General features: G+C 48.3%; 23 protein-coding genes. 5 read left to right on the top strand and 18 right to left on the bottom strand.

Annotated elements, in window-relative coordinates:
* Nucleotides 1-197 precede the first annotated feature (197 nt).
* From MHI21_RS21760 to phnE (MHI21_RS21775), 4 genes are all read left to right on the top strand, one after another.
* Nucleotides 198-1,166, top strand: coding sequence for a phosphate/phosphite/phosphonate ABC transporter substrate-binding protein (locus MHI21_RS21760; protein WP_025722520.1), 969 nt, complete (start codon nucleotides 198-200; stop codon nucleotides 1,164-1,166).
* 133 nt (nucleotides 1,167-1,299) lie between these two features.
* Nucleotides 1,300-2,070: a phosphonate ABC transporter ATP-binding protein gene (phnC, locus tag MHI21_RS21765; protein ID WP_039273947.1), complete on the top strand. Its 771-nt coding sequence runs from the start codon at nucleotides 1,300-1,302 to the stop codon at nucleotides 2,068-2,070.
* The gene (phnE, locus tag MHI21_RS21770) at nucleotides 2,067-2,921 is read left to right on the top strand and encodes a phosphonate ABC transporter, permease protein PhnE (protein WP_165179294.1); all 855 of its coding nucleotides are present in this window, start codon (nucleotides 2,067-2,069) and stop codon (nucleotides 2,919-2,921) included. The genes phnC and phnE (MHI21_RS21770) overlap by 4 nt, the downstream gene beginning before the upstream one ends.
* On the top strand, nucleotides 2,918-3,715 hold the full coding sequence (gene phnE / locus MHI21_RS21775; RefSeq protein WP_013312028.1) for a phosphonate ABC transporter, permease protein PhnE: 798 nt from the start codon (nucleotides 2,918-2,920) through the stop codon (nucleotides 3,713-3,715). The genes phnE (MHI21_RS21770) and phnE (MHI21_RS21775) overlap by 4 nt, the downstream gene beginning before the upstream one ends.
* 87 nt (nucleotides 3,716-3,802) lie before the next feature.
* Here phnE (MHI21_RS21775) and MHI21_RS21780 read toward each other — a convergent pair whose 3' ends face one another.
* From MHI21_RS21780 to MHI21_RS21845, 14 genes are all read right to left on the bottom strand, one after another.
* The gene (locus tag MHI21_RS21780; RefSeq protein WP_342418899.1) at nucleotides 3,803-4,933 is read right to left on the bottom strand and encodes an aminotransferase class V-fold PLP-dependent enzyme; all 1,131 of its coding nucleotides are present in this window, start codon (nucleotides 4,931-4,933) and stop codon (nucleotides 3,803-3,805) included.
* Between the two features lie 162 nt (nucleotides 4,934-5,095).
* Nucleotides 5,096-5,971 carry a sulfate ABC transporter permease subunit CysW gene (gene cysW / locus MHI21_RS21785; protein ID WP_013312030.1) on the bottom strand — a complete coding sequence of 292 codons (876 nt, stop codon included), beginning with the start codon at nucleotides 5,969-5,971 and terminating at the stop codon, nucleotides 5,096-5,098.
* Nucleotides 5,972-6,063: 92 nt separating this feature from the next.
* Complete coding sequence (cysT, locus tag MHI21_RS21790; protein WP_165179291.1) at nucleotides 6,064-6,897, bottom strand: sulfate ABC transporter permease subunit CysT; 834 nt, start codon at nucleotides 6,895-6,897, stop codon at nucleotides 6,064-6,066.
* Between the two features lie 78 nt (nucleotides 6,898-6,975).
* Nucleotides 6,976-8,040: a sulfate ABC transporter substrate-binding protein gene (locus tag MHI21_RS21795; RefSeq protein WP_342418900.1), complete on the bottom strand. Its 1,065-nt coding sequence runs from the start codon at nucleotides 8,038-8,040 to the stop codon at nucleotides 6,976-6,978.
* Between the two features lie 354 nt (nucleotides 8,041-8,394).
* Nucleotides 8,395-9,078, bottom strand: a complete 684-nt coding sequence (locus MHI21_RS21800; RefSeq protein WP_025722514.1) for a hypothetical protein — start codon at nucleotides 9,076-9,078, stop codon at nucleotides 8,395-8,397.
* 129 nt (nucleotides 9,079-9,207) lie between these two features.
* The gene (locus MHI21_RS21805; protein ID WP_342418901.1) at nucleotides 9,208-9,690 is read right to left on the bottom strand and encodes a hypothetical protein; all 483 of its coding nucleotides are present in this window, start codon (nucleotides 9,688-9,690) and stop codon (nucleotides 9,208-9,210) included.
* 28 nt (nucleotides 9,691-9,718) lie between these two features.
* Nucleotides 9,719-10,075, bottom strand: coding sequence for a hypothetical protein (locus MHI21_RS21810; protein ID WP_342418902.1), 357 nt, complete (start codon nucleotides 10,073-10,075; stop codon nucleotides 9,719-9,721).
* A 333-nt stretch (nucleotides 10,076-10,408) separates the two neighbouring features.
* A complete protein-coding gene (locus MHI21_RS21815; protein WP_342418903.1) occupies nucleotides 10,409-11,710 on the bottom strand; it encodes a pyrimidine-nucleoside phosphorylase in 1,302 nt (433 codons plus the stop codon).
* A 32-nt stretch (nucleotides 11,711-11,742) separates the two neighbouring features.
* Entirely contained in the window at nucleotides 11,743-12,450 is a 708-nt protein-coding gene (gene deoD, locus MHI21_RS21820) for a purine-nucleoside phosphorylase (RefSeq protein ID WP_013312036.1), read from the bottom strand.
* Between the two features lie 90 nt (nucleotides 12,451-12,540).
* The gene (gene deoB, locus MHI21_RS21825; RefSeq protein ID WP_342418904.1) at nucleotides 12,541-13,725 is read right to left on the bottom strand and encodes a phosphopentomutase; all 1,185 of its coding nucleotides are present in this window, start codon (nucleotides 13,723-13,725) and stop codon (nucleotides 12,541-12,543) included.
* A 29-nt stretch (nucleotides 13,726-13,754) separates the two neighbouring features.
* Nucleotides 13,755-14,933, bottom strand: a complete 1,179-nt coding sequence (locus MHI21_RS21830) for a NupC/NupG family nucleoside CNT transporter (protein WP_013312038.1) — start codon at nucleotides 14,931-14,933, stop codon at nucleotides 13,755-13,757.
* Between the two features lie 75 nt (nucleotides 14,934-15,008).
* Entirely contained in the window at nucleotides 15,009-15,404 is a 396-nt protein-coding gene (locus tag MHI21_RS21835; protein ID WP_029519322.1) for a cytidine deaminase, read from the bottom strand.
* Nucleotides 15,405-15,434: 30 nt separating this feature from the next.
* Entirely contained in the window at nucleotides 15,435-16,097 is a 663-nt protein-coding gene (gene deoC / locus MHI21_RS21840; protein ID WP_342418905.1) for a deoxyribose-phosphate aldolase, read from the bottom strand.
* Nucleotides 16,098-16,305: 208 nt separating this feature from the next.
* Nucleotides 16,306-17,241 (bottom strand): sugar-binding transcriptional regulator, encoded by a 936-nt coding sequence (locus tag MHI21_RS21845; RefSeq protein ID WP_023990386.1) that lies wholly within the window; start codon nucleotides 17,239-17,241, stop codon nucleotides 16,306-16,308.
* Nucleotides 17,242-17,516: 275 nt separating this feature from the next.
* Between MHI21_RS21845 and MHI21_RS21850 the strand changes: the two genes are divergently transcribed.
* On the top strand, nucleotides 17,517-17,930 hold the full coding sequence (locus MHI21_RS21850) for a chemotaxis protein CheW (protein ID WP_023990387.1): 414 nt from the start codon (nucleotides 17,517-17,519) through the stop codon (nucleotides 17,928-17,930).
* Between the two features lie 62 nt (nucleotides 17,931-17,992).
* Here MHI21_RS21850 and MHI21_RS21855 read toward each other — a convergent pair whose 3' ends face one another.
* From MHI21_RS21855 to MHI21_RS21870, 4 genes are all read right to left on the bottom strand, one after another.
* Nucleotides 17,993-19,111, bottom strand: a complete 1,119-nt coding sequence (locus MHI21_RS21855) for a slipin family protein (RefSeq protein ID WP_023990388.1) — start codon at nucleotides 19,109-19,111, stop codon at nucleotides 17,993-17,995.
* An 829-nt stretch (nucleotides 19,112-19,940) separates the two neighbouring features.
* Complete coding sequence (locus tag MHI21_RS21860; protein ID WP_342418906.1) at nucleotides 19,941-22,859, bottom strand: glycosyl hydrolase; 2,919 nt, start codon at nucleotides 22,857-22,859, stop codon at nucleotides 19,941-19,943.
* 573 nt (nucleotides 22,860-23,432) lie between these two features.
* On the bottom strand, nucleotides 23,433-24,533 hold the full coding sequence (ribD, locus tag MHI21_RS21865; protein WP_342418907.1) for a bifunctional diaminohydroxyphosphoribosylaminopyrimidine deaminase/5-amino-6-(5-phosphoribosylamino)uracil reductase RibD: 1,101 nt from the start codon (nucleotides 24,531-24,533) through the stop codon (nucleotides 23,433-23,435).
* Complete coding sequence (locus MHI21_RS21870) at nucleotides 24,530-25,294, bottom strand: GTP cyclohydrolase II (RefSeq protein WP_342418908.1); 765 nt, start codon at nucleotides 25,292-25,294, stop codon at nucleotides 24,530-24,532. Before MHI21_RS21870 ends, ribD begins: the two co-directional genes overlap by 4 nt.
* Nucleotides 25,295-25,352 lie beyond the last annotated feature (58 nt).

The following is a 25,352-nucleotide window of genomic DNA, read 5'->3' on the forward strand; positions in this document are numbered from 1 at the left end:
AAGAGAATGTTAAAATAAGCATTTCGCATAAATCCAGAAAATGGTTTTACCATACGATAAATTTTACATCATTTTTACCAAAGTCAGGAGTGGTTTTTACCCTAGCTGTGGGACTAGCTGTTAAGATTTGGTTTGTCACAGCATTTACAGGTTTTTAATTTTATTTTCGTTATCACTATGTTTAGGGGGAAATTATTTTGTTCAAAAAAGCACTGACCTTGTGCATGACCTTCACACTGGCAGCGGGTCTAGCCGCTTGTGGCTCCAATGCAAGCAATAACAACAGCGCGTCCACTCCGGGTACAGACGGCTCTAAAAACGAAAGCACAGCCTATGTTCCTAAAGAGTTAAAGGTACAGTTCGTTCCTTCTCAAAATGCAGATACGCTCGAAGCCAAAGCCAAACCGCTCGAAAATCTACTGGGTGACAAGCTTGGAATCCCGGTGAAAGTAACGGTATCTCCTGACTACAATACAATTGTGGAAGCCATGTCTTCCAAACAGGTAGATGTAGGATTCCTTCCGCCGAATGCTTATGTACTGGCCCACGATAACCGTAAAGCAGCCGACTTGCTGTTGCAAGCTCAACGCTACGGCATTGAAGATGCTACAGGTAAGGACACGACTGAAAAAGTAAACTTTTATAAAGCAATGATCGTGGTGAAAAAGGATTCTCCGATTCAAAGTCTAGCTGATCTGAAAGGCAAGAAGGTTGGCTGGCAAAATGTAACCTCCTCCGCAGGCTACGTGTACCCTGCAGCAGAGCTGAAAAAAGCTGGAGTGGACCCGGACACGGATGTGCAGGGTGTGACAATCAAAGGCCACGATGCTGCTATTCTGGCGTTGCTGAACGGTCAAGTTGATGCGGTAGCTGTTTTCCAGGATGCACGTAACACGGTGAAGAAGGAAATCCCGGATGTATTTGAAAAAACTCGCGTCATTCATTACACAGCTAAAATTCCAAATGACACCGTCAGCGTACGTTCTGATATGGATCAAGCGTGGAGAGACAAGATCAGCCAAGCCTTTATTGACATTGCCAAAGACCCTGCAGGCGGCGAGATCATTAAAGAAATTTACACCCATGTAGGTTATGAAAAGGGCGACGATAAAAACTTCGACTCCGTGCGTGAATACGCCGAAGCCGTTGGCCAAGCGGTTAAGTAATCGGAGCAAACAAGATACTGTAATGAAGTAACAGCTACGAAACAGGCTTTACGAATGACAGGGCAGCACCGTCCATGTATTCATGGCGGTGTTGTTTTCATTCCACCCCATCGGGGGAGAAAGTTGGGAGCATATGATCGAATTCCGTAACGTATCGAAAACATACCCGAACGGCACCAAAGGGTTGAACCATATTAATTTGACGATTCAGGAGGGAGAAATGGTCGTCATTGTCGGCTTATCCGGTGCAGGTAAGTCTACCCTGCTCCGTTCCATTAACCGACTGCATGACATTACGTCCGGCGACATTGTCGTGGGTGGCAGGTCCGTCACGTCTGCTGGAAGCAGCGAGTTGCGGCGCATTCGCCGTGATATCGGCATGATCTTTCAAAGCTTCAATCTGGTTAAGCGTTCGACAGTGCTCCGCAATGTACTTTCCGGCCGCGTCGGCTATCATTCGACGCTGCGGACCATTCTCGGTCTCTTCCCGAAGGAGGATATCGAACTGGCACTAACAGCGCTGGAGCGCGTGAACATCCGCGAAAAAGCTTACAGCCGGGCAGATGAACTGTCCGGTGGCCAACAGCAGCGCGTATCCATCGCCCGCGCCCTGGCGCAGGAGGCAAAAATCATTCTGGCGGACGAGCCTGTCGCATCGCTGGATCCGCTGACCACCCGCCAGGTCATGGATGACCTCCAGCGCATCAACCGTGAAATGCAGATTACGACCATCGTCAATCTGCATTTCATTGATCTCGCGCGCGAATATGCAACGCGGATCATCGGATTGCGCGCCGGAGAAGTGGTCTTTGACGGCACACCGGAGGAGGCTACGGATGAGGCCTTTGCGGAGATCTACGGCCGGGCCATCAAGCATGATGAGCTGCTAGGAGTGGGATCATGAAGCCCGGCTCCACTGCCCAGCCGCTCTCTTCGACGCAACCGTCACCGCATGCTGGACCGCCGCAGCCAAGTAAGCCGCCAGCAGGGCCACCTTTGCCAGGACGTTACAAGCGTTATGCCACCTGGATGATTTTTATCGTAGTGCTGGTAGCCTGCTCCATTCATACGGATGCCACACCTTACCAGTTGATCATCGGCTTGCCGGAGATGGGCAAATTGTTGGGCGAAATGTTTCCACCCGACTGGAGCTATCTGCCTACCATCTGGAAACCGATGCTGGAAACGATCCAGATCGCCATTGTCGGCACGACACTGGGAGCCATATTGGCGATCCCTGTCGCGTTGCTGTGTGCCTATAATGTGATGCCGCGCAAACTGATTTCGCTGCCAATGCGCACGATCCTGAACCTAGTACGGACAATTCCTGATTTGCTGTTTGCCTCAATCTTTGTGGCGGTGTTCGGCATCGGGCCGTTTGCAGGGATGCTCGCCCTGCTCTTCTTCTCCTTTGGCATCATAGCCAAGCTGACCTTTGAGGCGATTGAAGCCATTGATCCCGGGCCGCTGGAAGCCATGACCGCTGTTGGCGCGAGTCGCATTCAAGTCATAGCCTTTGGTGTGGTTCCGCAGGCTCTTCCTTATTTTGTGTCGTACTTGCTGTATACCTTTGAGGTTAATGTGCGCGCGGCTTCCGTTCTGGGCCTGGTCGGGGCTGGTGGTATCGGTCTGTTGCTTGACCGTTCTCTGGGGCTGTTCCGATATGATCGGGCAAGCATCATTATTCTACTGACCCTCGTCATCGTCCTTGCGATTGATTACGGCAGTAACCTGCTACGGAGGAAATTATTATGAATGATCCTACGCTTCGCAGACCTATTGGCTCCCGCCTACGCCTATGGGCGATAGCTATTCTGCTAATCATCATTTATATTTGGGCTTTTCGCGGGATGCAGTTTGAAGGATTACAGGGAACGGCCAAAAGTGTCTCTGTCGCTATATTGGACGGCTTCCTTCATCCCGACTGGTCGTTCGTCTACATCCCTGAGGGAGAGGATTTACTGCGCGGGTTGCTGGATACGCTGGTCATTTCAGTACTCGGAACCTTCGTGTCCGCATTTGTCTGCCTTCCGTTCGCCTTTTGGGCGTCCAGCAATATGACCCGTCTACGCCCCTTATCGGGTAGCGGGAAATTTGTGCTTAGTGTCATCCGGGTTTTTCCAGAAATGATCGTCGCCATCCTATTTATCAAAGCCGTTGGCCCCGGTTCGTTTGCGGGTGTGCTTGCCCTCGGCATTCATTCCATCGGCATGCTAGCGAAGCTTTTCTCGGAAACGATCGAAAGTGTCGATCACGGGCCACAAGAGGCTTTGATCGCGTGCGGTGCCAACCGTTGGCAGGTGATTTTCTTCGCCGTGCTACCGCAGGTGATTCCACAGTTTCTTTCGTATTCGCTTTACCGTTTTGAAATTAATATCCGTTCCGCTACCACGCTCGGTCTGGTCGGTGCAGGTGGTATCGGTACTCCGCTACTGTTTGCACTCCAAATGCGCAACTGGAACCGTGTAGGCGTTATCTTGCTCGGCATTGTGGTCCTGATCATTTTGACGGATCTGATTTCCGGCTGGCTGCGCAAACGGATCGTATAATTAGAATTCTAAACGTCCAAAGAGCCTCTCCTGTGTAAAAAGGGATGTTATACTCCCATTCACTCGGAAGAGGCTTTTGCCGTTCGTTCAACATCGCCCTGCCAATTCATCTATGACTCGTCGGACTTCCTCAGCCGTATTGTAAAAATGCGGAGCCACACGGATAACATCCTTTCGTGCTGAAACGATCATATTTTGGCTTCTCAAATTCCTTTCCACAGCCGACACGTCGGCTACTTCAACAGCGAGCAGGCTTGGTAATGCGCCTCCCCTGTAAGGTACACGTATGTGTAACCCTTTGCGCCGTCCATATTCAACGGAAAAATCCAACAACTCACTCATATAGGCCTGAATATTCGTGACTCCAATCTCCAGCAGCAGCTTTAAGGCCGCATTGGCGGCAAAAATGCTAATGAAAGAAGGCAATCCCGTCTCAAAGCGTCGGGCTCCCACCGCCGGAACCGGGTGAGCAATATCAAACCGGGAAGCGGGCTCCTGCCCAAGCCAGCCTGTAAGACGGGGCTTGAAGCGGTCTATTCGGTCCTTGCTTACATAAAGAAAAGCCACGCCTGGAATTCCAAGCATATATTTGCGTGCTCCCGCGACCAAAATATCTACGCCCATTGCCTTTACATCCACTGGAACGATCCCTGCAGACTGATAAGCATCCACAAACAGCAACGCCTGCTTTCGGTGGGCTATATCGGCAATGGATTTTAAATCCTGCTGAAATCCGTTGGTATAGTTCACTTGTGACACCATAACGAGCGCAGTTTTCTCCGTAACATGCTCCTCATACTGCTCTATCGTCACTTCTCCCTCGATGGAAGGGATACAGCAGATGTGATCCCGGAACATCTCCTGTGCCTGCCAGATGTGTCCCACCGTCGGAAAGTCGGTGTCCGCATACACAATGCCTTCTTTTCCCGGTACATAAGGAAGGGCTGTGGCCACCCCGGCAATCGCCTCAGAGGCTGAGGACAGGACCCCAATTTCGTCAGGCTCCGCCCCAATGAGCTTGGCAAAATGCTCTCTAGCCTCCTCCAAACGTGCCATAGACAGATCGCCGTTATGACCGTGTTGCAGCAAACTTCGATGATATTCCTCAATGGCAGCGGAAACCGGCCTTGATACGGCCCCCTGGGAACAACTCCCTACATGGATATGTGAGGACAGCACTGGAAACAGCTGACGGTAGGACTGAAACGGATGTTTCATTTTTCCCTTCGCTCCTCCTGGGCACACCAACGTGCCTTGATATGATCATTTTATTATCCATATAAGCCACCTTAGAACAAGGGCCTCTCTTCCCATCTTCCCGCCGTTAACAGACGATAGACGCAAAGAGAGGCCCTGAGAAATCATATACAAAATCATAAATTAATGCACGCGTTTGCGTCCAAACCAGCTTTTAAGCACCAAAGTAGCCAGAGCAAGTAGCAATAACAACGAGGCCACCGCAAAAGATGCCGAGAACTGATATTCGTTATACAAAATTTCTACATGCAGCGGCAGTGTATTCGTCTCTCCCCGGATATGTCCAGAGACGACGGACACTGCACCGAACTCACCCATGGCTCGCGCATTACACAAAATGATGCCATACAGCAGACCCCACTTGATGTTCGGCAGCGTCACTTTCCAGAAAATGCGCCAGCCGCGCGCGCCCAGCATGACCGCCGCTTCTTCCTCCTGCTGTCCCTGATCTTCCATCATTGGAATGAGTTCTCGCGCCACAAATGGAAAGGTGATGAACAGCGTCGCTAAAATAATACCAGGCAGAGCAAATATAATTTTAATATCATGCTCGTCCAACCACGGTCCAAGCCAGCCCTGTGCGCCGAACACTAATACATACATCAGCCCTCCGACGACAGGAGAGATGGCAAAGGGTAAATCAATCAAGGTGACCAGCAAGCCTTTGCCGCGAAATTGAAATTTCGTGATCAGCCAAGCGGCAGCTACACCAAATACTGTATTCAGCGGTACCGTTATCGCTGCCACCAGCAGCGTCAACCGCAATGCAGACATGGCATCTGGGTCCCGTAACGCTTCGACGTAGACGCCCCATCCTTGCTTGAGCGCTTCGGTAAGCACGACGATTAGCGGCAATACCAGTACCCAGAGCAAAGCTAAAAAAGCAGCACCAATCAGCGTCCACTTCACCCAAGCGGCCTCGGTCGTGACCCTGTTGGGCGGTGCAGATGAAGGCACTGGTGCAGAAGCAAGCTCCTGCCCAGTTATCGCTTGTGACATAATCTATCCCTCCTTAGAACGTGGGTATCATGCGCAGCCCTGCATGTTAACATTAGATAGTCACATTAGACAGTTGCGTTTAGGCAGTTACGTTAAACTGCACGGCGCCGTGACCAGCGCTGAATGCTGTTAATCACGAGTAACAGCACGAATGAAATCACCAACAGCATCAACGCTACCGCCGTAGCTCCTGCATAGTCATTTTGCTCCAGCTTGGACATTATGAGCAGTGGAGCAATTTCCGTCTTCATCGGCATATTGCCAGAGATGAAGACGACAGAGCCGTACTCGCCAATGCCACGAGCAAAGGCGAGCGCAAAACCCGTCAGCAGCGGTGGCACCAGCTCTGGCACAATAACGCTGCGGAAGATACGCCATCTGCCAGCTCCCAGCGTAGCAGCAACCTCCTCCTCGTCCTTGTCCAGCTCCTCCAGCACCGGCTGCACTGTCCGTACGACGAACGGAATGCCAATAAACATCAATGCTAGCGTAATTCCCGTCTGTGAGTATGCCAGCCTCCATCCAAGCGGTTCAAACAATGAACCGATCCAGCCATTCTGCGCATACAGAGCAGTCAAAGCAACCCCCGCTACGGCAGTAGGCAAAGCAAAGGGCAGATCAATCACCGCATCAAAAATTCGTTTCCCCGGAAACTCATAACGCACCAGCACCCAGGCTATCAATAAACCGAGAAACAGGTCGATCAGCGCCGCAGCCGCGGCACACAAAAAGCTTACCTTGTAGGAAGCTAGCACCCTGACATCAGTCGCCACGTCCCAAAATTTTTCCCACGTCAGTCCAGTTGAATTCAGAAGCAGTGCCGATAAAGGCACCAGCACCACCAGACTGAGATACAGCACACTATAACCCATTGTTAACCCGAACCCGGGAAGTACGCGTTTTCGGGTGGCTTGCACTTGACTCATGTTCTGTTCATCCCTCTCTGAATCCATTCACTATGACACTCGCGGCTACCGATCAATCGCCTACACAGTCCACCTATATTATGAATTGCCGGGTACATAAATCTGGTCAAAAATGCCTTTGTCGCTGAAATGCTTCTGTTGCGTCTCCTTCCATGTCCCGAATACATCCTTCAAGGTTACGAGCTCTAAGTTAGGAAATTGATCCTTGAACTTTGCCGTCACACTCTCCAGTGTTGGGCGATAATAATTTTCGGCAGCAATGGTCTGCCCTTCTTCACTGTACAAATATTTCAGGTACGCATCCGCCACCTCGCGTGTACCTTTTTTATCTACCACCTTATCGACTACTGCTACCGGGGGTTCAGCCAATATACTGATCGATGGATATACGATATCGAATTTATCCGCACCCAGCTCCTTCACGGAGAGCAGTGCTTCATTTTCCCATGCAATCAGCACATCGCCAATTCCACGCTCTACGAAAGTCGTTGTCGCTCCACGTGCTCCGCTATCCAATACCGGCACATGCTTATACAGCTCCTGTACAAACTGCTGGGCCTTGGCTTCATCGTTATTGCTCTTCTTGAGCGCATAGGCCCAGGCTGCAAGATAGTTCCAACGTGCTCCACCCGAAGTTTTAGGATTCGGAGTAATAACTTGCACATCGCCACGGATTAAATCGTCCCAGTCCTTGATCCCTTTCGGGTTCCCTTTGCGCACCAGTAACACGATGGTTGAAGTGTACGGGGCGCTGTTATGCTCATATTTACTTTGCCACCCCTCTTTAACAAGTCCTTTTTCCTGTAGCGCATCAATATCATAGCCCAGGGCCAGAGTTACCACGTCCGCATCCAGTCCGTCCTGCACAGAACGACTTTGCTTGCCAGATCCTCCGTGAGATTGCTTGATCGTAACTTTCTGCCCTTTCTCCTTCTCCCAATGGGCGGCAAACGCTTTATTATATGCCTCATACAGCTCACGGGTCGGATCATAAGAAACATTGAGCAACTCCACTTCCTTGGAACCGGCAGCAGAACTACCATCCGCCTGCGTCCCTCCCTTGCTTGCCCCGCAAGCACTCAGCATCATCGTTAAAACCAAAGATAGTCCGAGAATAAGTCCACTTTTCCATTGCCTTTTCATCAAGACACCCCGAATTCTATGTAATTTGTATTCATTTACGCCTGTTATTGACAGACATAATCAAAAAAAGAGCGGAGAATTCCCTGATGCAGCCCTGATAGGTCAAACCTGTCACGTGGACAGTGTCTGCCTGCTGTTCCTAGAGGTTCTCCGCCAAAATGGCGAGATCATACATTAATTCTTTAATTCCTACCTGTTTAATGAGTTATATGGATATAATACGAGAGTTTAGGAGTGATGTCAAACCTTTTTTTGGTATGTATCATCTGGACTTTTCTTTCTTTAAGAGGGGGCAGTCAGAAACATGATATATGTTTCCGACCGTTTAGAGGTCATTTACACACGAAGTACGACTTAGTTGGCAACCGTTTCAAGATTAATCGAAAAGACTCCAAAAAGCTTCGGATTGTCCGTAGCTCTTCTCAACCACAGTTCACCCGATCCCACCATGACTCCCTGATAATTAACAAACAAATCATCTGTCTTTTGATTCACCAGCGCCTCGCGAATTGCGTCCGTAAAAATCTGATCATACTTGGCCATAAAATCTTTCTTATTCGGAATCGTTAGCGACTTTTCACTATCATTAACACGCAGAGGGTACAAAATATAATTGGCCACTTTTTCCTTGTCATTGTCGGCAACTGCCTTCTGCAGCGCTTTGAACGTGTTCAAAAACGCTTTAGGATCTTGAATACCCGCTACCTCAAATGGATTTTGCGATGGATTGGAGGTTGCCGGAGAAGAAGATGTATCCGATGAAGCAGATGGAGCCGAAGGAGTTGATTTTTGTGCATCCGTACCGCTGTTTTCTGCACTCTCGCTCTCTTTCGCTGCTTTGTCACTTTGGGCTGAACCGCTACGATTACCACCGGCTCCGTTCTCGATTACGCTTGTACTGCTTCCAGTATCAATGGTTTCAGCATTCTTATCCTGACCACAGCCAGTAAGTGCTACAAAGGTAAGTGTAAGTAAAATGGCTGTGAGTGACAGCCTCCGTGACATCTTTTGATTACCGAATTCATGGTTTTTGGGCACAACGGGTCATCCTTTCTGCTTTCTGCTCTGACCTATTCTGTTCATTAAGTCTTCAACCGTTCTATTGTAACATAAGTAGACTAATGACCGCATGTCGCACCCTTTCTGGAAGGGGCTTACAGTGTAATATTATGCGAAGGTTTTAACGTTTCCTTGCGATCCATCGTCCGTACTTACTTTCAAAATCAGCTCTTTCAAGGAGTCATTTGCAGCTTCATCCTGCCCCTCTGGCTTTACAAACAGCAGATCGTGGCGTTCTCCCGGCTGCAACGTTCGACTGGAAAATCCGCTCGTTGTACCTTGCAAGTCCGATCCATTCGAACTGTTGAGCTTGTATTGTATGGGCTGCTTTCCAACATTCTTGATACTGATGTACAGCTTGCGCCCCTCTTCAAATTTAAAGTTCGTTTCGCCTTGTCCTTCAAAATGCATTCTTTGATCATGTACGATACGCTTCGCTGTGCCTCCCTGCTTATTCTGCACGCTTAGCGGTATTGCTGGATGCGTCACACTCGACGTTGATGTAGTATATGTGTGTGTCGGAAAACTAGCAAAAGTGGCATAACCCACAATTGCCCCTGCAACCCCCATCCAAACCCATTTCTCCATCATTTGATTTCCTCCTTTTCTTATCTATCCTTCAGTCGTCACCATGATTGCACAGATGGAACGGCTTATCTTCTATAAGGAAGCGATCCAGCCAAGTCATTTTATATATAAAATCGGGTGCCGATTCGATGAATCCGTTCACAATGTCCAAAGAGCGTAGATTGTTCAAGTTTTGTATTTCAGGAGGCAACGTACGGATTCCGCTATACTGGATATCCAGATACTCCAGTTGTTGCAGCTCTCCAATTTCAGGAGGCAAATGCCGGAATGCCAGCTCCTCTTTGGGAATTACTTTAACATCTGGTGCCGGGCGATCATAGCATCCACAGCTGATCCTCAGGCTTTTGAGCCGGGTCAGCTTGGCAATGTCAGCCGGTAGCTCTTCCAAATCCGCTACTCGTATCGTCAGTGACTCCAACGATTCCAATTCGAATAAAGCGTGCGGTAGTGTTCGTATATCCTGCTCGAAAATGGTCAGATGGTTCAGAGAATGCAGTGTATGCCTAGCATAAACGTGTCTGCCCGTTCCATAGCATAATCAATCAGTCTTTCATAGGCTGCTCCCCGAACATCGCTGTATAATCTGAACATGTCTCTCTCCCTCTTGCCCTCCGCCTTACAATAAAAAAAGCCGAACTCATATCTATTATGAGTCCGGCTGTCATATTTTTCAAACTTGATCAAAGGCACCCAATACGACTTTTTGAATAGGGCTTACCGCTTACTCTGTCACTGTTCCATAGATCAGCACTGGTGCTTCCGCATGATCCGCAATACGGATGTTCGCGTAGATTTTCTCCAGTACTTGAGCTACATCTTCACGGTTCGCATGGATGGTAACCAGTGAATCGCCTTTTTGAACAGCATCCCCGACCTTTTTGTTCAGCATCAAGCCGACAGCCAGATCAATCTCGGATTCTTTGGTCGCACGTCCTGCTCCAAGCAACATCGCTGCGGTACCGATTTCGTCAGCCACGATTTCAGCTACCACACCGTCCTGCTTCGCAGGCACCTCAATAAGATACTGTGCTTGCGGCAAGCGTTCAGGATGATCCACTACAGAAGCGTCACCGCCCTGATTCGCAATAAACTCTTTGAATTTCTCCAGTGCTTTGCCATTGCGAATGACTTCTTTGAGCTTCTCTTCGGCGTTTTCGAGGGAATCTGCTTTCCCTGCCAAAAATACCATCTGACTGCCCAAAGTCATACACAGCTCTTCCAGATCTTTCGGTCCTTGGCCACGCAGCGTATCAATCGCTTCTTTTACTTCCAGTGAGTTACCAATGGCTACACCCAGCGGTTGACTCATATCGGAAATGACTGCCATCGTTTTTCGGCCCACATTGTTACCGATGCTCACCATAGCATGTGCCAGTGCTTTGGCATCATCTACGGTTTTCATAAATGCGCCTGCACCTGTTTTTACATCGAGCACGATGGCATCGGAGCCGGCAGCGATTTTCTTACTCATAATCGAGCTGGCAATCAGCGGAATCGAGTTGACCGTCGCCGTAACGTCACGCAAGGCATACAGCTTTTTGTCCGCAGGTGTAAGGTTACCGCTTTGTCCGATGACCGCAATTTTGCTGCGATTCACCAAATCCACAAATTCGTCCTTGCTGATTTCGACGTGGAAGCCTGCAATAGCCTCCAACTTGTCGATTGTTCCTCCGGTATGTCCGAGGCCGCGGCCTGACATTTTGGCTACCGGAATGTCCAAGGCCGCTACGAGCGGAGCCAGTACCAGCGTTGTTGTATCACCCACACCGCCAGTGGAATGCTTATCGACCTTTACACCTTCAATCGCGGACAGATCAATGGTATCACCCGAATGAACCATCGCCATCGTCAGATCAGCGCGTTCGCGTTCAGTCATATCTTTGAAGAAAATGGACATCGCCAATGCACTGACTTGATAATCGGGAATTTCACCCTGAGTGTAGCCTTGGATAATAAAATTAATTTCCTCCGTACTCAGTTCTTTTCCGTCACGTTTTTTCTCAATCAAGTCTACCATTCTCATATGTCATTTCTCCTCACTGTGCGTATGATCGTTTACAGAGATACTGCTGTATCCAGTGCAACTTCCATCATTTCTTTAAAGGTTGTTTGCCGTTCTTCTGCGGTCGTTTCTTCCCCCGTCAGCAAATGATCGCTTACCGTCAGAATCGTCAGTGCGTTTACGCCAAACTTGGCTGCCAACGTATATAAAGCCGAAGTTTCCATCTCTACACCCAGCACGCCGTATTCCATCAGCTTTTGTACCACTGATTTGTCATCACGGTAGAAGCTGTCTGAGCTGAATACATTACCGACATGCATGTTCAGGCCTTTGGCAACACCACGATCATAAGCGCCCTTCAATAGATCGAAGCTGGCAATCGGCGAGTAGTCGTAGCCGCCAAAGATATGGCGGTTCATGCCGGAATCCGTACAGGATGCCTGTGCCAAAATGACGTCACGAACGTGCACATGCTCCTTCATTCCGCCACATGTACCTACGCGGAACAGGTTTTTCACACCATATTCGCTAATCAGCTCGTTGACATAAATACTGATAGAAGGCAGCCCCATCCCAGTTCCCTGTACAGACAGGCGTTTGCCTTGGTACGTACCCGTGAATCCGAGCATTCCGCGAACCTCATTGTAGCAGGTCACGTCCTCCAGATACGTTTCAGCAATAAATTTTGCCCGTAGCGGGTCTCCTGGCAGCAAAATCGTTTCTGCAATTTCTCCGGGTTTGGCTCCAATGTGTACACTCATGTTTTTTATTCCTCCGTCCCATTTGTCCATGCTTGTATCGTTATTTATATTGTTACTAGTAATCTTGCTTGTACTCTTGCTGGTCCTTGATTACTGAAGCTCTGCCAAAAAGCTCGTTCCGTGTTCAGGCAGTTTCACACCAAAGTTATCTGCTACGGTCGCTCCAATATCAGCAAAGGTTTTACGAACCGCAAGCTCCTTGCCCCCAGCTGTAAAACGCGGGGAATATGCCAGCAAAGGTACGTATTCGCGGGTGTGATCCGTTCCCCGATACGTCGGGTCATTCCCATGGTCTGCAGTGATGATTAGCAGATCGTCATCGGTCATTTTGGCAAAAACCTCTGGCAAACGCGCATCGTAATCGTCCAAAGCTTGACCATATCCCTGCGGATCACGACGGTGACCGTATACAGCGTCAAAGTCCACCAAATTCAGAAAGCTTAATCCGGTGAAATTCTCATCGAGCGTAGCCACCAGCTTATCCATGCCGTCCATATTGGACACCGTACGCACCGCCTTTGTCACACCCTCACCGTCATAAATGTCGGAGATTTTACCCAAGGCGATCACATCTAGACCTGCATCCTTCAGCTCGTTCATGGTGGTGCGGCCAAACGGCTTGAGCGCATAATCATGTCGATTGGAGGTACGGGAGAAGTTCCCTGCCTCGCCTACGAACGGACGTGCAATAATGCGACCCAGCATGTACGGATCTTCCAGCGTGATTTTACGGCAGAACTCGCAAATCTCATAGAGTTCCTTCAAAGATACAACTTCCTCGTGCGCCGCAATTTGCAGCACAGAGTCCGCCGAGGTATAGATGATGAGCGCTCCAGTTTTCACGTGTTCTTCGCCCAGCTCATCAATGATTTCCGTTCCGCTAGCAGGCTTATTGCCAATAACTTTGCGACCTGTGTGCTCCTCAATGCGTTGAATCAGCTCATCCGGGAACCCATCAGGAAATACACGGAAAGGAACCGCAATGTTCAAGCCCATGATTTCCCAATGGCCCGTCATCGTATCCTTGCCATTGGACGCTTCCTGCATCTTAGTGTAATACGCGAGCGGCTTGTCGGCCGCTGCCACTCCTTCTATGGAACGAATATTGGACAGACCGAGCTTACCCATATTCGGCATCTTCAGGCCACCGCGTTCGCGGGCAATATGACCGAGCGTATCTACATCGTAATCATCAAACTGGGCAGCATCCGGCGCTTCACCGATACCAACCGAGTCCATAACCACCAAGTGAATCCGTTTGAATTTAGACATCATAAAAATCCTTTCCTGACTCGCTGTTTTTTTTACAAAAACAACCCTGCAATCGTTGCCGACAGCACGCTAACCAGCGTTGCCCCGTACAACAGCTTCAGACCAAAGCGGGCCACCACATTTCCCTGTTTTTCATGCAACCCCTTCACAGCCCCCGAAATGATACCGATGGATGAGAAGTTAGCAAAGGATACGAGGAATACCGATACGATCCCGACCGTGCGCTCCGACAAGCCTGTTTGCTTGGTCAGATCCAGCATGGCCACGAATTCGTTGGATACGAGTTTGGTAGCCATAATGCTGCCCGCCTGAACGGCTTCGTTCCACGGAATACCCATGACAAAAGCGAAAGGCGCAAACACATATCCAAGCAGCGCCTGAAAGCTGATTCCAAACAACCAGGAGAAAATCCCGTTAACCATGGCAATCAGCGCCACAAAACCGATCAGCATCGCAGCTACCGTAATAGCAACCTTGAAACCGTCCATAATATATTCCCCGAGCATTTCGAAGAAGGACTGCTTCTCTTCCTCCTGAACCTCCAGTAAATCGTCTTCCTTCTCAATCTTGTACGGATTAATAATGGAAGCGATAATAAAGCCGCCGAACAGGTTCAATACCAAAGCTGTGACCACATATTTGGGATTTAACATTTGCATGTAAGCTCCCACAATCGACATGGACACTGTAGACATCGCAGACGCACACAGCGTATACAACCGATGTTTTGGCAGCAGACCAATTTGCTTCTTAACGGAAATAAACACCTCGGATTGACCCAAGATAGCCGAAGCTACAGCGTTGTAGGATTCCAGTTTACCCATTCCGTTTACTTTGCTCAAGACAAGCCCGATATATTTAATAATAAAAGGTAACACTTTTACATATTGCAAAATACCAATCAACGCGGATATGAACACGATTGGCAGCAGTACACCGATAAAGAACGGTGCTGCTCCTTCATTCGCAATTCCGCCAAAAACAAAGTTAATCCCTTCAGTTGCATATGCCAAAAGACTATTAAAACCTTCTGCAAAGCCTTTGACCAAAAATTCGCCAATTCCTGTATGCAGTAATACGAAAGCAAGCGCTGCTTGCAGAACAACCATAACCACCAGCGGACGATACCTGATTTTGCGCTTGTCACTGCTGGCAACGTAAGTAAGTGCAAATACAACGAGCAGTCCCACCAGAGCGATTACATATTTCATTTAATTTCCCCCTCATTACATTAAGCGCTTACATTACCCATAAAAAGAACGCGCCCCAAAGAGGCATTCTTTTTTTTATTTCCCCAGATCCGCAGGTCGAAAGGCACCCGGCAGTAATTGATCCACCGTCCACTCTTCTGTGTTGCCATGAAGGTTTGTCAGATAAATTTTGGTATCTTGATGAGCAAATTCGGAAATGACCTGACGACAGGCCCCACATGGAGACACAGGCCCTTCCGTATCAGCTACAACCGCAATCGAATCAATTTTCCGGCAGCCTTCGGATACCATTTTGAAAATCGCTGTCCGCTCTGCACAATTGCATAAGCCGTAGGAGGCATTTTCCACATTACATCCGTGGTAAATCGTGCCATCGCTTCCGAGAACCGCAGCACCCACCTGAAAATTCGAATACGGAACGTATGCCTGTTTACGCGCCTCAAGCGCTTTTTGAATCAATTGATCCTTCATTGCGAATCCCTCCATGACTTTAAAATAAACTTAGTAGGAAGATGTAGACTGCTCGCCCTCGATGATCTTCACACCGGAACTTGCACCGATCCGACTTGCGCCAGCTTCTACTAATTTTTGCACGTCTTCCAGACTGCGTACACCGCCTGAAGCCTTAACACCAATCTCAGGTCCTACCGTTTTGCGCATCAAAGCCACATCTTCCGCAGTAGCTCCACCTGCTGAGAAGCCTGTCGAGGTTTTCACAAAATTCGCTCCCGCTTTGACGGACAGCTCACATGCCAGTACCTTCTCTTCGTCTGTCAGCAAGCAAGTTTCGATAATCACTTTTACCAGTGTACCGGCAGCTGCCTCCACGACCGCACGGATGTCCTGCTCGACGAGCTGTACATCACGTGCCTTCAAAGCGCCTATGTTAATAACCATATCAATTTCAGTCGCACCGTTAGCAATAGCATCTTTCGTTTCAAATGCTTTTGTTGCGGACGTGCTCGCTCCCAGCGGGAAACCTATAACCGTACAGATGGCCACGCCCGTACCTGCCAGTTGCTCTGCCGAATAAGCTACCCACGCCGGGTTCACACATACAGAAGCAAACTGATATTTTTTGGCCTCGGCAGTCAATTTCGTAATTTCATCCTTCGTCGCATCTGCACGCAACAATGTATGGTCGATTAATGCTGCAATGTTCATATCTAAAAGCTCCTTCATTAGATAAATAGTGTGAAGACAAAAGTCATTTATTTCTCTGTGATGAGACCATCATAGCACGGCTTTGAACATATGTAAAACACATTTTGAAATTATGTTCAAGCTTATGCACAAGGCGTCACCTACAATTCATATTTCCCTGTAGGGACGTGCCATAACCGTATATTTTGCTGGGTTGAGACGACTTGCTCTATTGTAAAAGTGCTTGAGCCGTAAACTGATCCGTCACCAAAATATTCGCATACTTGCCACGCAGCGATGCCCGAATGGCCTCCACTTTACGCTGGCCTCCAGCGACGAGAATGGACTTCTCCTTCTTTCGCAAATCAGGCAAATCAATCCCGACGGTACGGCTATTGATTTCCTGACTGCATATATTGCCCTCAGCGTCAAAAAAGCGCGAGCAAATATCGCCCTTGCCAATTCTTTGCAGTAGCTTCTGCTCTTCCCCGTTAAAATAGCCCAATCGGAACAGCAACGCATCCTCCTTGACCGTACCCACCGTAAACACAGCGATGTTCGCCTGCTTGCCAAGTTCAATGATACGCTGGATATGCCGATCCTCCTCGACCATTTTCTTAACGGCGTGACTGTCGAAAATCACAGGCAGCGGCAAATACCGTGCTATGGTATGAAAGGCTTCTGCGAACAAGTTCACGGTTTCCACGGCATATGTGTTGACATGCGAATGGCTCACGCCTCCTTTGAGCTGAACCACCTCAACACCCTTGACCTGCTTTTGCTGGAGATGAAGCGCTACGGCATGCATCGTTGTTCCCCATGTCACTCCAATAATATCAGCATCCTGTACCGTTTCATGCAAATAATCGGCTGCTTTTTTGCTAATATGCTTCTTGATCTCCTGATATTCATTTAACGGCGAATAACAGACTAACACGGTATCCAGTCCGTACTTCTTCTTCACCTGCTCTCCGAGCGCGTCCATATCCTCCATCGGGTCCACAATACTGATCCGCACGTATCCCTGTTCCTTGGCAGCCTGCAGTAACCGCGATACCGTAGGACGCGAAACCCCGAGTCTGACCGCGATATCTTGCTGACTGTAGTCGTTTAGATAGTATAATCTGGCTGCCTCGATACTTAATCGCTGCTTTTCATGATCCATTCTACCTCAACCCGCTTATCTTAAAATGTAGTGCCAGCGGACACAGCTTTAGTCCCAAACATTATATATGAAGGGAAACTTGAAGCCACGCCTTGGCCGTATAGTTGTTAATTTGGAAGATTTAACTGCTCTTTTGTGATATTCTGTGATTAACTACAACTACTTTACCGCATCCTCAACTTTATCGTTCCATCTGTCAAAACGCAATAGTTAAACCATTTTACCGCTCATTCACAATCTGTGATGGCTTATCTGAATATGTAAGGAGAATTGCTATGTCTGAATTTATTGTGTGCAGTCTGGCGGACAAAAAGTTCGCTTTAAACTTTGTGGAAGTAGAAGAAGTCATGAATGCCAAAAAAGGAACGCCGCTTCCCTTTTCCGAGGCGTGGCATGAAGGAATGGTGACTATTCGCGGCAATGTATTTACGATCCTTAATTTACGCAAAAAGCTGTTTCTTCCTGCATCAAGCGATTCCGCCGAGGACAAAATGATTTTGCTCAGCCGTGCGAAGATTGCTCTGCTTGTCGATCAGGTGGAAGACACAGCTTCTGCTGAGGACAGTCAGCTACAAAGCAATGAGGAAGAGTGGCAACGCGAGTTGTTCCCTACAGTGATGGAGCATCAGGGTACCCTCATTCCGGTGATCGATATGGACGCTTTTCTTGCATCCACCAAGACGAACTAAAAAGCAAAAAATACTCCCGAACCTTGAGCCGGCTTGCACTCATCGTTCGGGAGTATTTTCAGTTATTGGAGTCCCTGCCCCTCTTTCATGTGAACCAGTGTGTTCAGCTGCTCCAGCAACGTATTTCCGCCAGTCAGCGAAATCGTGCCAATCTTCTCGCAGATTTTTTCCATGAATTCCAGTTCTTTAAGACGAAAGAGGGTGGCATTCTCGTCCATCAGCTTGGCCGTATTGAGCAGACTACGAGTGGATGCCGTCTCTTCACGTCGTGTGATGAGGTTGGCCTGTGCCTTCTTCTCTGCCAACAGCACGGTATTCAGAATATCCTTGATATCCCCCGGCAAAATAATATCCTTCACCCCTGCTGACGTAAAAGTCACTCCATATTCGCCACTCTGCTCATTCAGTCGAGTCAAAACATATTCCGCAATCTCTTGCTTCATTTTCAGCAAATCATCCAGCTTCATCGTGCCAACATATTCGCGCAGCAGCAGTTGAAGCATAATGTACATTTGTTCCTCGTATGCCCTGAATTCCAACGCCCGCAACGGGTCGATGATACGGTACTGACAGACAAAGTTGAGGCGTAGCGTGATTTTGTCCTCTGTCATGATTTCCTGTCCCATGAGGTCCATCTGCTGTTGTCGCATATCTATCGTTTTGATCTCTGTATTCACTGTAGACATCCAGAAATAATATTTTCCCGGTTTCAGCTCACCCTGCAACACATTATCGTAATATAAAAATCCCAATTCATAGCTGCCCACCTGAAGTGCCTTCCAGAAGCCCGGTGTCTTGGACAAGAATGCTTGCCCCAATGCCTTATCAATCGCAGGCTGCCGAGTATCTGCACGAACAAAACGATGTTTCTTGAGCATGTTCCAAAAAGCATATTTCCCTGCCGTCAGTAGCTCCACAAATCGATTATCCTCATAATGCAACACATATTCATGGTCCTCTACATCAATGACATTCAATTGCTCAAGCAATAGGGGATCTGTCAAAAACAAACGAATGTCATGATCAGGTACAAAAAATGGTTCGGCTACATTCAAAATTTCAACTGCTTCCTGCTGAAATGTCTTTAATAGGTAAGTTCCTGGATGCAACAACTTGTGGTAGCTTCCTTTTTTGAACAGCAGCCCGCGCTCATCAGATTTAATCGTTATCTTCTTAAACATCGTATCACTCCTAGTATTAAAATCCTCCACTTAAAAGTATGCTTCTTTCTATGTGTGGCGGCTCCGCGGTCCAATTGATCTTCCGATCGCTGTTGCCACTGAATTTTTAGAATGGATGAACCCGTTAAAGGGTTAAAATTCAGTGGCAAAGGCGAACGCTTCGCTTCTTCAGATTCAAATGGGCCGCTCCGCTGCTATCCGCCTTAAAATCAACACACTTTTAAAATGAGGATTTTTTATTTTTTATTTGTTGTAGTAGGGTTATTGACCCTTGCAGAGCATCCCTCCGGTGTGGACGGCGGGGTCAAGCTTAAGGAAAAAGAAAGATACCGTCTGTTTCCGTGTTCTAGGGATGGGATTCATCAGCCCAACATCGACTGTGAATCTGTATCCCCGAGACCTCAAAACCTGTCGGCGCTTGCTCTCTCCGGTATCCACTGACCGCATAGCCATCGCCCCGGTATCTGTCATCGAGACCAGACATGGGATGCTCTTATCCGGGTCTTTTCATTGTTTTTATTCGATCATTCGAATACTCTACCAGAAGTCGCGTGGAAGGCGATTGGGAATTGAACCCTAATGTTGGTGGATACATCAGATTTACAGGATACCTGACCCCATCAGGGTAGGCACTGTGGGACCTTTGGAAATCCACGCCTCGGTAATATCTTCCTGTATCAGCCTTTATCATTATCGCGCAACCTGGAACTCACGAACATGGCGAAAGTATTACGACCCTATAAAAAAAGACACAGGAGAAGCGTATGTGCTTCCCTTGTGTCTTTCTTTCTATAATTAACTGTCGCGTTCGTATCTTAGGTCTGATCCACTAGGATGTTTTTTCGAAAACGGGATCGACGCTCGGTAGTGGAAGTTGTGGAACGTCTGTTGTTGTAGAAGCAGTCTGCTGGTGTGTATAGCTGAATGAAGGGGTCTCGTATTGCAATCCCGCCTTTTCATAGGTAAACCAATAGCTGACAGCCTTCCCGATATCGAGGTCTGTAACCCGCTGCTCCCAGACACCGCCGTTGTTTGTCATTCGGTAATTGAGCTGTTGTCCACCAGTTAAAGTATAATGCACATCAACATAGGCCGAGGCTGTTTTGGGTGTAAATTGAAGCAATGCTTCATGATCGCTGACAAAGCGAGCTCCTACTTTATAATCCTCCGTTTCCCCGCCACCCTCATTACCACCAGATGCTGGCTCTGTCGTTACCCCTACCGCATTGCTTGCTGCAGATAGGTTACCAGCTGCATCTCGAGCCTTAACGGTAAAGCTGTAAGTGGAAGCTGCATTCAGCCCTGTAATTGAAGCGGAAGTACCGCTTATCTCTGCTGCCTGGGCCTCGTTCTTATAAACGATATAACCCGTAACGCCAACATTGTCTGTAGCTGCATCCCACTCCAGAGTGACTACCGAAGCCGTTTTGGTCGTAGCTCGAACATTCGCCGGGATGGACGGAGCCTCCGTATCAGGTTGCGGATTGCCACCGCCGCTTCCATTTCCGGTATTAAAGCTATTCGGCTGCACGGTAATACTGTGCCCATCTGAGAAGGTTACTGTTTTGACTTGGTTTGTAAAATTGTAGGCCACATAAGTTTTTACACCGTTTTTATGAAATACGGCATAAATAGGTGAATTAGCGGTGATGCTGCGGTCGATGTTGCCTAAAGCATCCAAATTGTAGATCCAGTGGTAGGCATTCGCCTTGGAATTCCCTGCTTCCGGTGTCATGGCTGCTACGCGTGCACTGAATTTCGCCTTGGCATCGGACGGGTTCGAGATTGCTCTGTACATATACACAATATCTTCCCACGGACTGAAGTTCCCACCGCTTTTTCGCAGCAGATCGTTATAGTTCTTAGCCGCATACTCCGAATATTGCGTCAGATACAAGGAGGCCGAGGTGATCGGTAGCCAGTTGATACCATGCACCTCTGCGGCATTATCGGTCCACCATGTTGCATTCCCTACCGTTTTACCGCCCCAGATCATGCTTGCCGTCGCGCTTTGCATCCCTGCAGGAGTGTTTGTGCCATGCACATCAAACCAGTATTCGTTAATGGCATTCATTTCAGTTGTGTATAGATAGATGCCGAGATCACGAGTTTGAGTATTTCCCGTCGCCTCGCCCCATAAAATAAGACCTGCCCAAGCATTCATCGCTTCCGAGGAGGATTCATTGTTGTTGCCATCACCAAATTTGGCATGGCCGGAAGCCCAAGTGTGTCCGGCATAGGGATCAAAATTACGCAAATACGGAAATTTTGAATCAGACCTGTCGGTATTGGCAATGTCGCGAATGAGCAGCTGCACCATTTGTCCCCATTGGGAATCGGATGCCCAGCTCTTGTCCACACGTGCAATTTCGGCTGCGGCCTTGATAAAGTATCCATAATGGAAGTGATGGTCATTTAATTCTACCGCACTGCCAAAGCTGTCGGGATAACCGATCAATGTCCCCCAATGGTTGTTATACACAAATAGACTGGAGCTTTTCAGATTCCCCGAGTTGTCACTAGCCTTAAACCAGTCCTGCAGCCGGCTTTTGATCTCATTGCGGAACTGGGTCGCTGCTGCGGTATTGCCAACCTGGTCGGCAATCGGCGCCAGCGCTGCTAGCTTGCCCAGACGTTTTCCCGTCCAGTACGTGTCTCTATCGCCAGAGTAGACTTCCGCTTTCGCTTCGTCTATATAACTGTTGAGCGTATTTTTATCGTAGGACCCCAAGTCGGGCAGGGAAGGCAGTACTCCTGTAAATTTCATTTTCGTTTGAAAAGACGCACCCTCTGCTGTTTTCATCAGACCGCGTACAGAATTGTACGTATAGCCTAGCAGGGGTTGTGATGAATTTTTCCACTGATGAGGGTATAAGGCAAAAATAGTGCCGCTTTGTGTGCCTTCCTTCGCTGTCGTTGCAACAGTAAAGGTGGTCGTTACCTCGGAAGAGGCTTCGTTATAGCTGTACTGTGCTTTGGAGTTTGTAACGAAAGAATAGGCGTATTGCTGAAATTTGTCCAATGTCGCGGTTGTTTTGTCAGGCAAAGCCGCCACTGTAAAATAGTTTTTCCCGTTTAATTGATTGATCAGCGTACTCGACCCGAGGCCAGACCAGGTGCTGCCGGAAGGACCAAACAGACCATAGTGTGAGCCATTGACTGTAATGCCAAGCACAGGGGAACTAGCTGACCCAGACCAAACCTCTGGCACCCCATTAAATGAAAGCTTGGGATTGCCACCGCCAAACTCAAAAAAAACATAAGGGGAGCCGTGTCCATAGGTAGCACTCATTTTATTGTTGCCGCTTTGAAATAATGATTTGACAAACCAGTCGCTGAAACCGTCCACTTTGGCATCCGGAAATGAAGCGCTTACAGAATGACCGATGGTAAAATCGTTCACATCATCCATCCAGCCCGCGATGTATCCCGGATTTACCGTAATTTTCCCACTCGGGTTAAAGATGCGTAAACCGTTTTGCTGATTTTTCAAGGCAAGGGGATGCGGATATTGAGCCTCGGAGTACGGTACCCAGGCCAGGCTGCTCCACCAGTCATTGGTAGGCATTGGGCTGATTACATTCGCTGTTTTGTAAATCTCGTTTTGCGGTGTTGCTGCTCCGGCAGGTAGTGTAGTTGAATATGAGCCAGCGCCTTGTGTGACCTCACCCGAAAAGGCTTTAGTAGAAACCGGTGCAGCTAAAAATATCAGACTGGCACTTAACAAGCATAATATCATCTTTTTCACAACCTACATCCTCCTTTGAATTCTATAATCCCTTTCACTGCAAGGATTTCCCTTTCTCTTCCAAGTTGAATTCAACTTCATTGTGCTCGATCTCAATTTCCAGGTCAATCCTTTTATTTCTATATTCTAACTAAACGAGGCGAAAGTCTCTAAAAATACATAAGAAACCAGGACGAAAAACCCAAATATTATGTAATTATGTCATTTCGATTTCACCCCATAAGACGTTCACCTTATGAGTTATTCACCCCATTAACCATTCACCCTAATAAACGTTTAGTATATAAAAAAAGAATCCTCCAGGCCTTTTAGCCCTTCAGATTCTCTGTTCTTTTAAGTATATGAGCTTTTGAGCTTTTCCCCTTCCCATGCTCCCCACCATTTCGAAAAATGAGTGACTTTGCGGTGGCCAGCAGCGGAGCGAAGGGGTTGAATCTGGAGAAGCGGTAGCGTTCGCCTTTGCAGTGGGATTCTTACCTTTAAATGTCTTATACAATCCGAAGAATCCCACTGCAACAGCGATCGGAAGATCAACCCCTTCGCGGAGCGCCTCCTCCACCGAAAACAACTCACTCATTTTCCCCGCCCAAAATACCCTTCTATTTTCCAATCTACACCAACCTGTGTCACGCTCAAATCATGCAATGCCACCGCATCGCTCATCGCAGACACGCCTTCTCCCCCGAGAAATCCCGGGGCCGCGCGTCCTCCTACCAACTTCGGTGCAATATACAGCACCAGCTTATCTGCCAGCCCTTGCTGCACGAACGAAGCGTTCACCTCGGCTCCGCCTTCCACGAACACCGATGACACCTCTGCCGCACCCAAAATATCCAGCATTTGCGGCAGGTTAACCCGATCACTGTTTTCATCCTGAGTCGGATATACCTTTACACCCAGTTGTTCCAACTGGCTACGCTTGCCTTCATCATAAACGCGCCCTGTGAATATCCAGGTAGGTGCCTCCACATCTGTAATGACACGGGCATCCACTGGAATTCGAAGCTTGCTATCCAAAATGATACGAATCGGATTCCGTCCATCCGGTAGACGAGTCGTAAGCTGGGGATTATCGTGAATCACCGTCTGTACACCGACCAGGATTCCCACATGCTCGTTACGTAGACGATGCACATCTTCCCGTGCAGCCTCAGACGTAATCCATTTGCTTTCCGAGGTCCGGGTTGCAATTTTACCGTCCAGTGTTACTGCCGATTTGATCGTAATAAAAGGACGCTTGCTCACGATATATTGGTTAAACACTTCATTCATGCGGATGGATTCCTGCTCACATACGCCGACAATGACCTCAATGCCCGCATCTTTCAAAATCTGTACCCCTCTGCCGGAAACCAGCGGGTTCGGGTCCAGCGCTGCAATCACCACTCGACGAATGCCAGCCTTCACAATCGCTTCCGCGCACGGGCCTGTCCGGCCGTGATGGGAACACGGCTCCAGCGTTACGTAAATCGTCGCTCCCTGAGCGTGTTCACCCGCCATACGCAACGCATGAATCTCGGCATGTGGCTCGCCGGGCTTCAGATGAGCGCCGATCCCAACGATACGACCGTTGTTGACAATGACTGATCCGACGAGCGGATTCGGTTCTGTTTGCCCTTTAGCACTTCTGGCATTTTCCAGTGCCAGGCGCATATATTTTTCGTGAATGGTCATAGAACCTCCCTGAGATCGGAATCCCGCAAATGGCCGGATCGTTCCACTTTTGTATTCAAATACCGTTCATTATATTGCGACACATCGCCCCAGAGCGGCATGCGACCCGCCACATTCATACCCGATTTCTTCAAGGCATCCATTTTTTTAGGATTATTTGTAATCAAAGTTACCGGTTTTTGTCTCAGGTGACGGAGCACACTAATGGCATCCGCATAGTTGCGTGTATCATCTTCAAAACCCAATTGATGATTGGCTTCGACAGTATCCATGCCTTCTTCCTGCAGAATATAAGCCATTGCTTTACTAAACAAACCGATCCCGCGGCCTTCATGGTTAGCCAGATAGAACAACGCACCCGTTCCATGCTCCACGATCATTTTCATGGACTGGTGGAGTTGAAATCCGCAATCACAACGCTTGCTACCAAAAATATCTCCAGTATGACAAATACTATGCATGCGAACTAATGCATTTTCCGACTGTTGAAGATCACCGTACACCAAAACGCTTGACTGTTGTCCCTCTGCCAAATCCAGTGTGGACAATCGCTTCACAATCGTCACAGCGGTGGCATTCAGTAAGTCCTGACGATCTTCCTCATCCCGTACAGGCAACCAGCAGTACCACTGAAAAACAACCGTTTCTCCTTCCAAATTAACTGGCAGCTTGATCGGTCCTACCAAAATCGTCGAAGATTGCTCTCCACGAACGGTTTGAATTTTATCGTTAAGTAGCGTAGCTACATCTTTTGGGTTCATCTCTCTGCACCATCCTTTATATGAGCTCTATATAGAAAATGCCTAATTCTTCAAAGGC

The organism is Paenibacillus sp. FSL H8-0168, assembly GCF_038592955.1.
GTDB lineage: Bacteria > Bacillota > Bacilli > Paenibacillales > Paenibacillaceae > Paenibacillus > Paenibacillus polymyxa_B.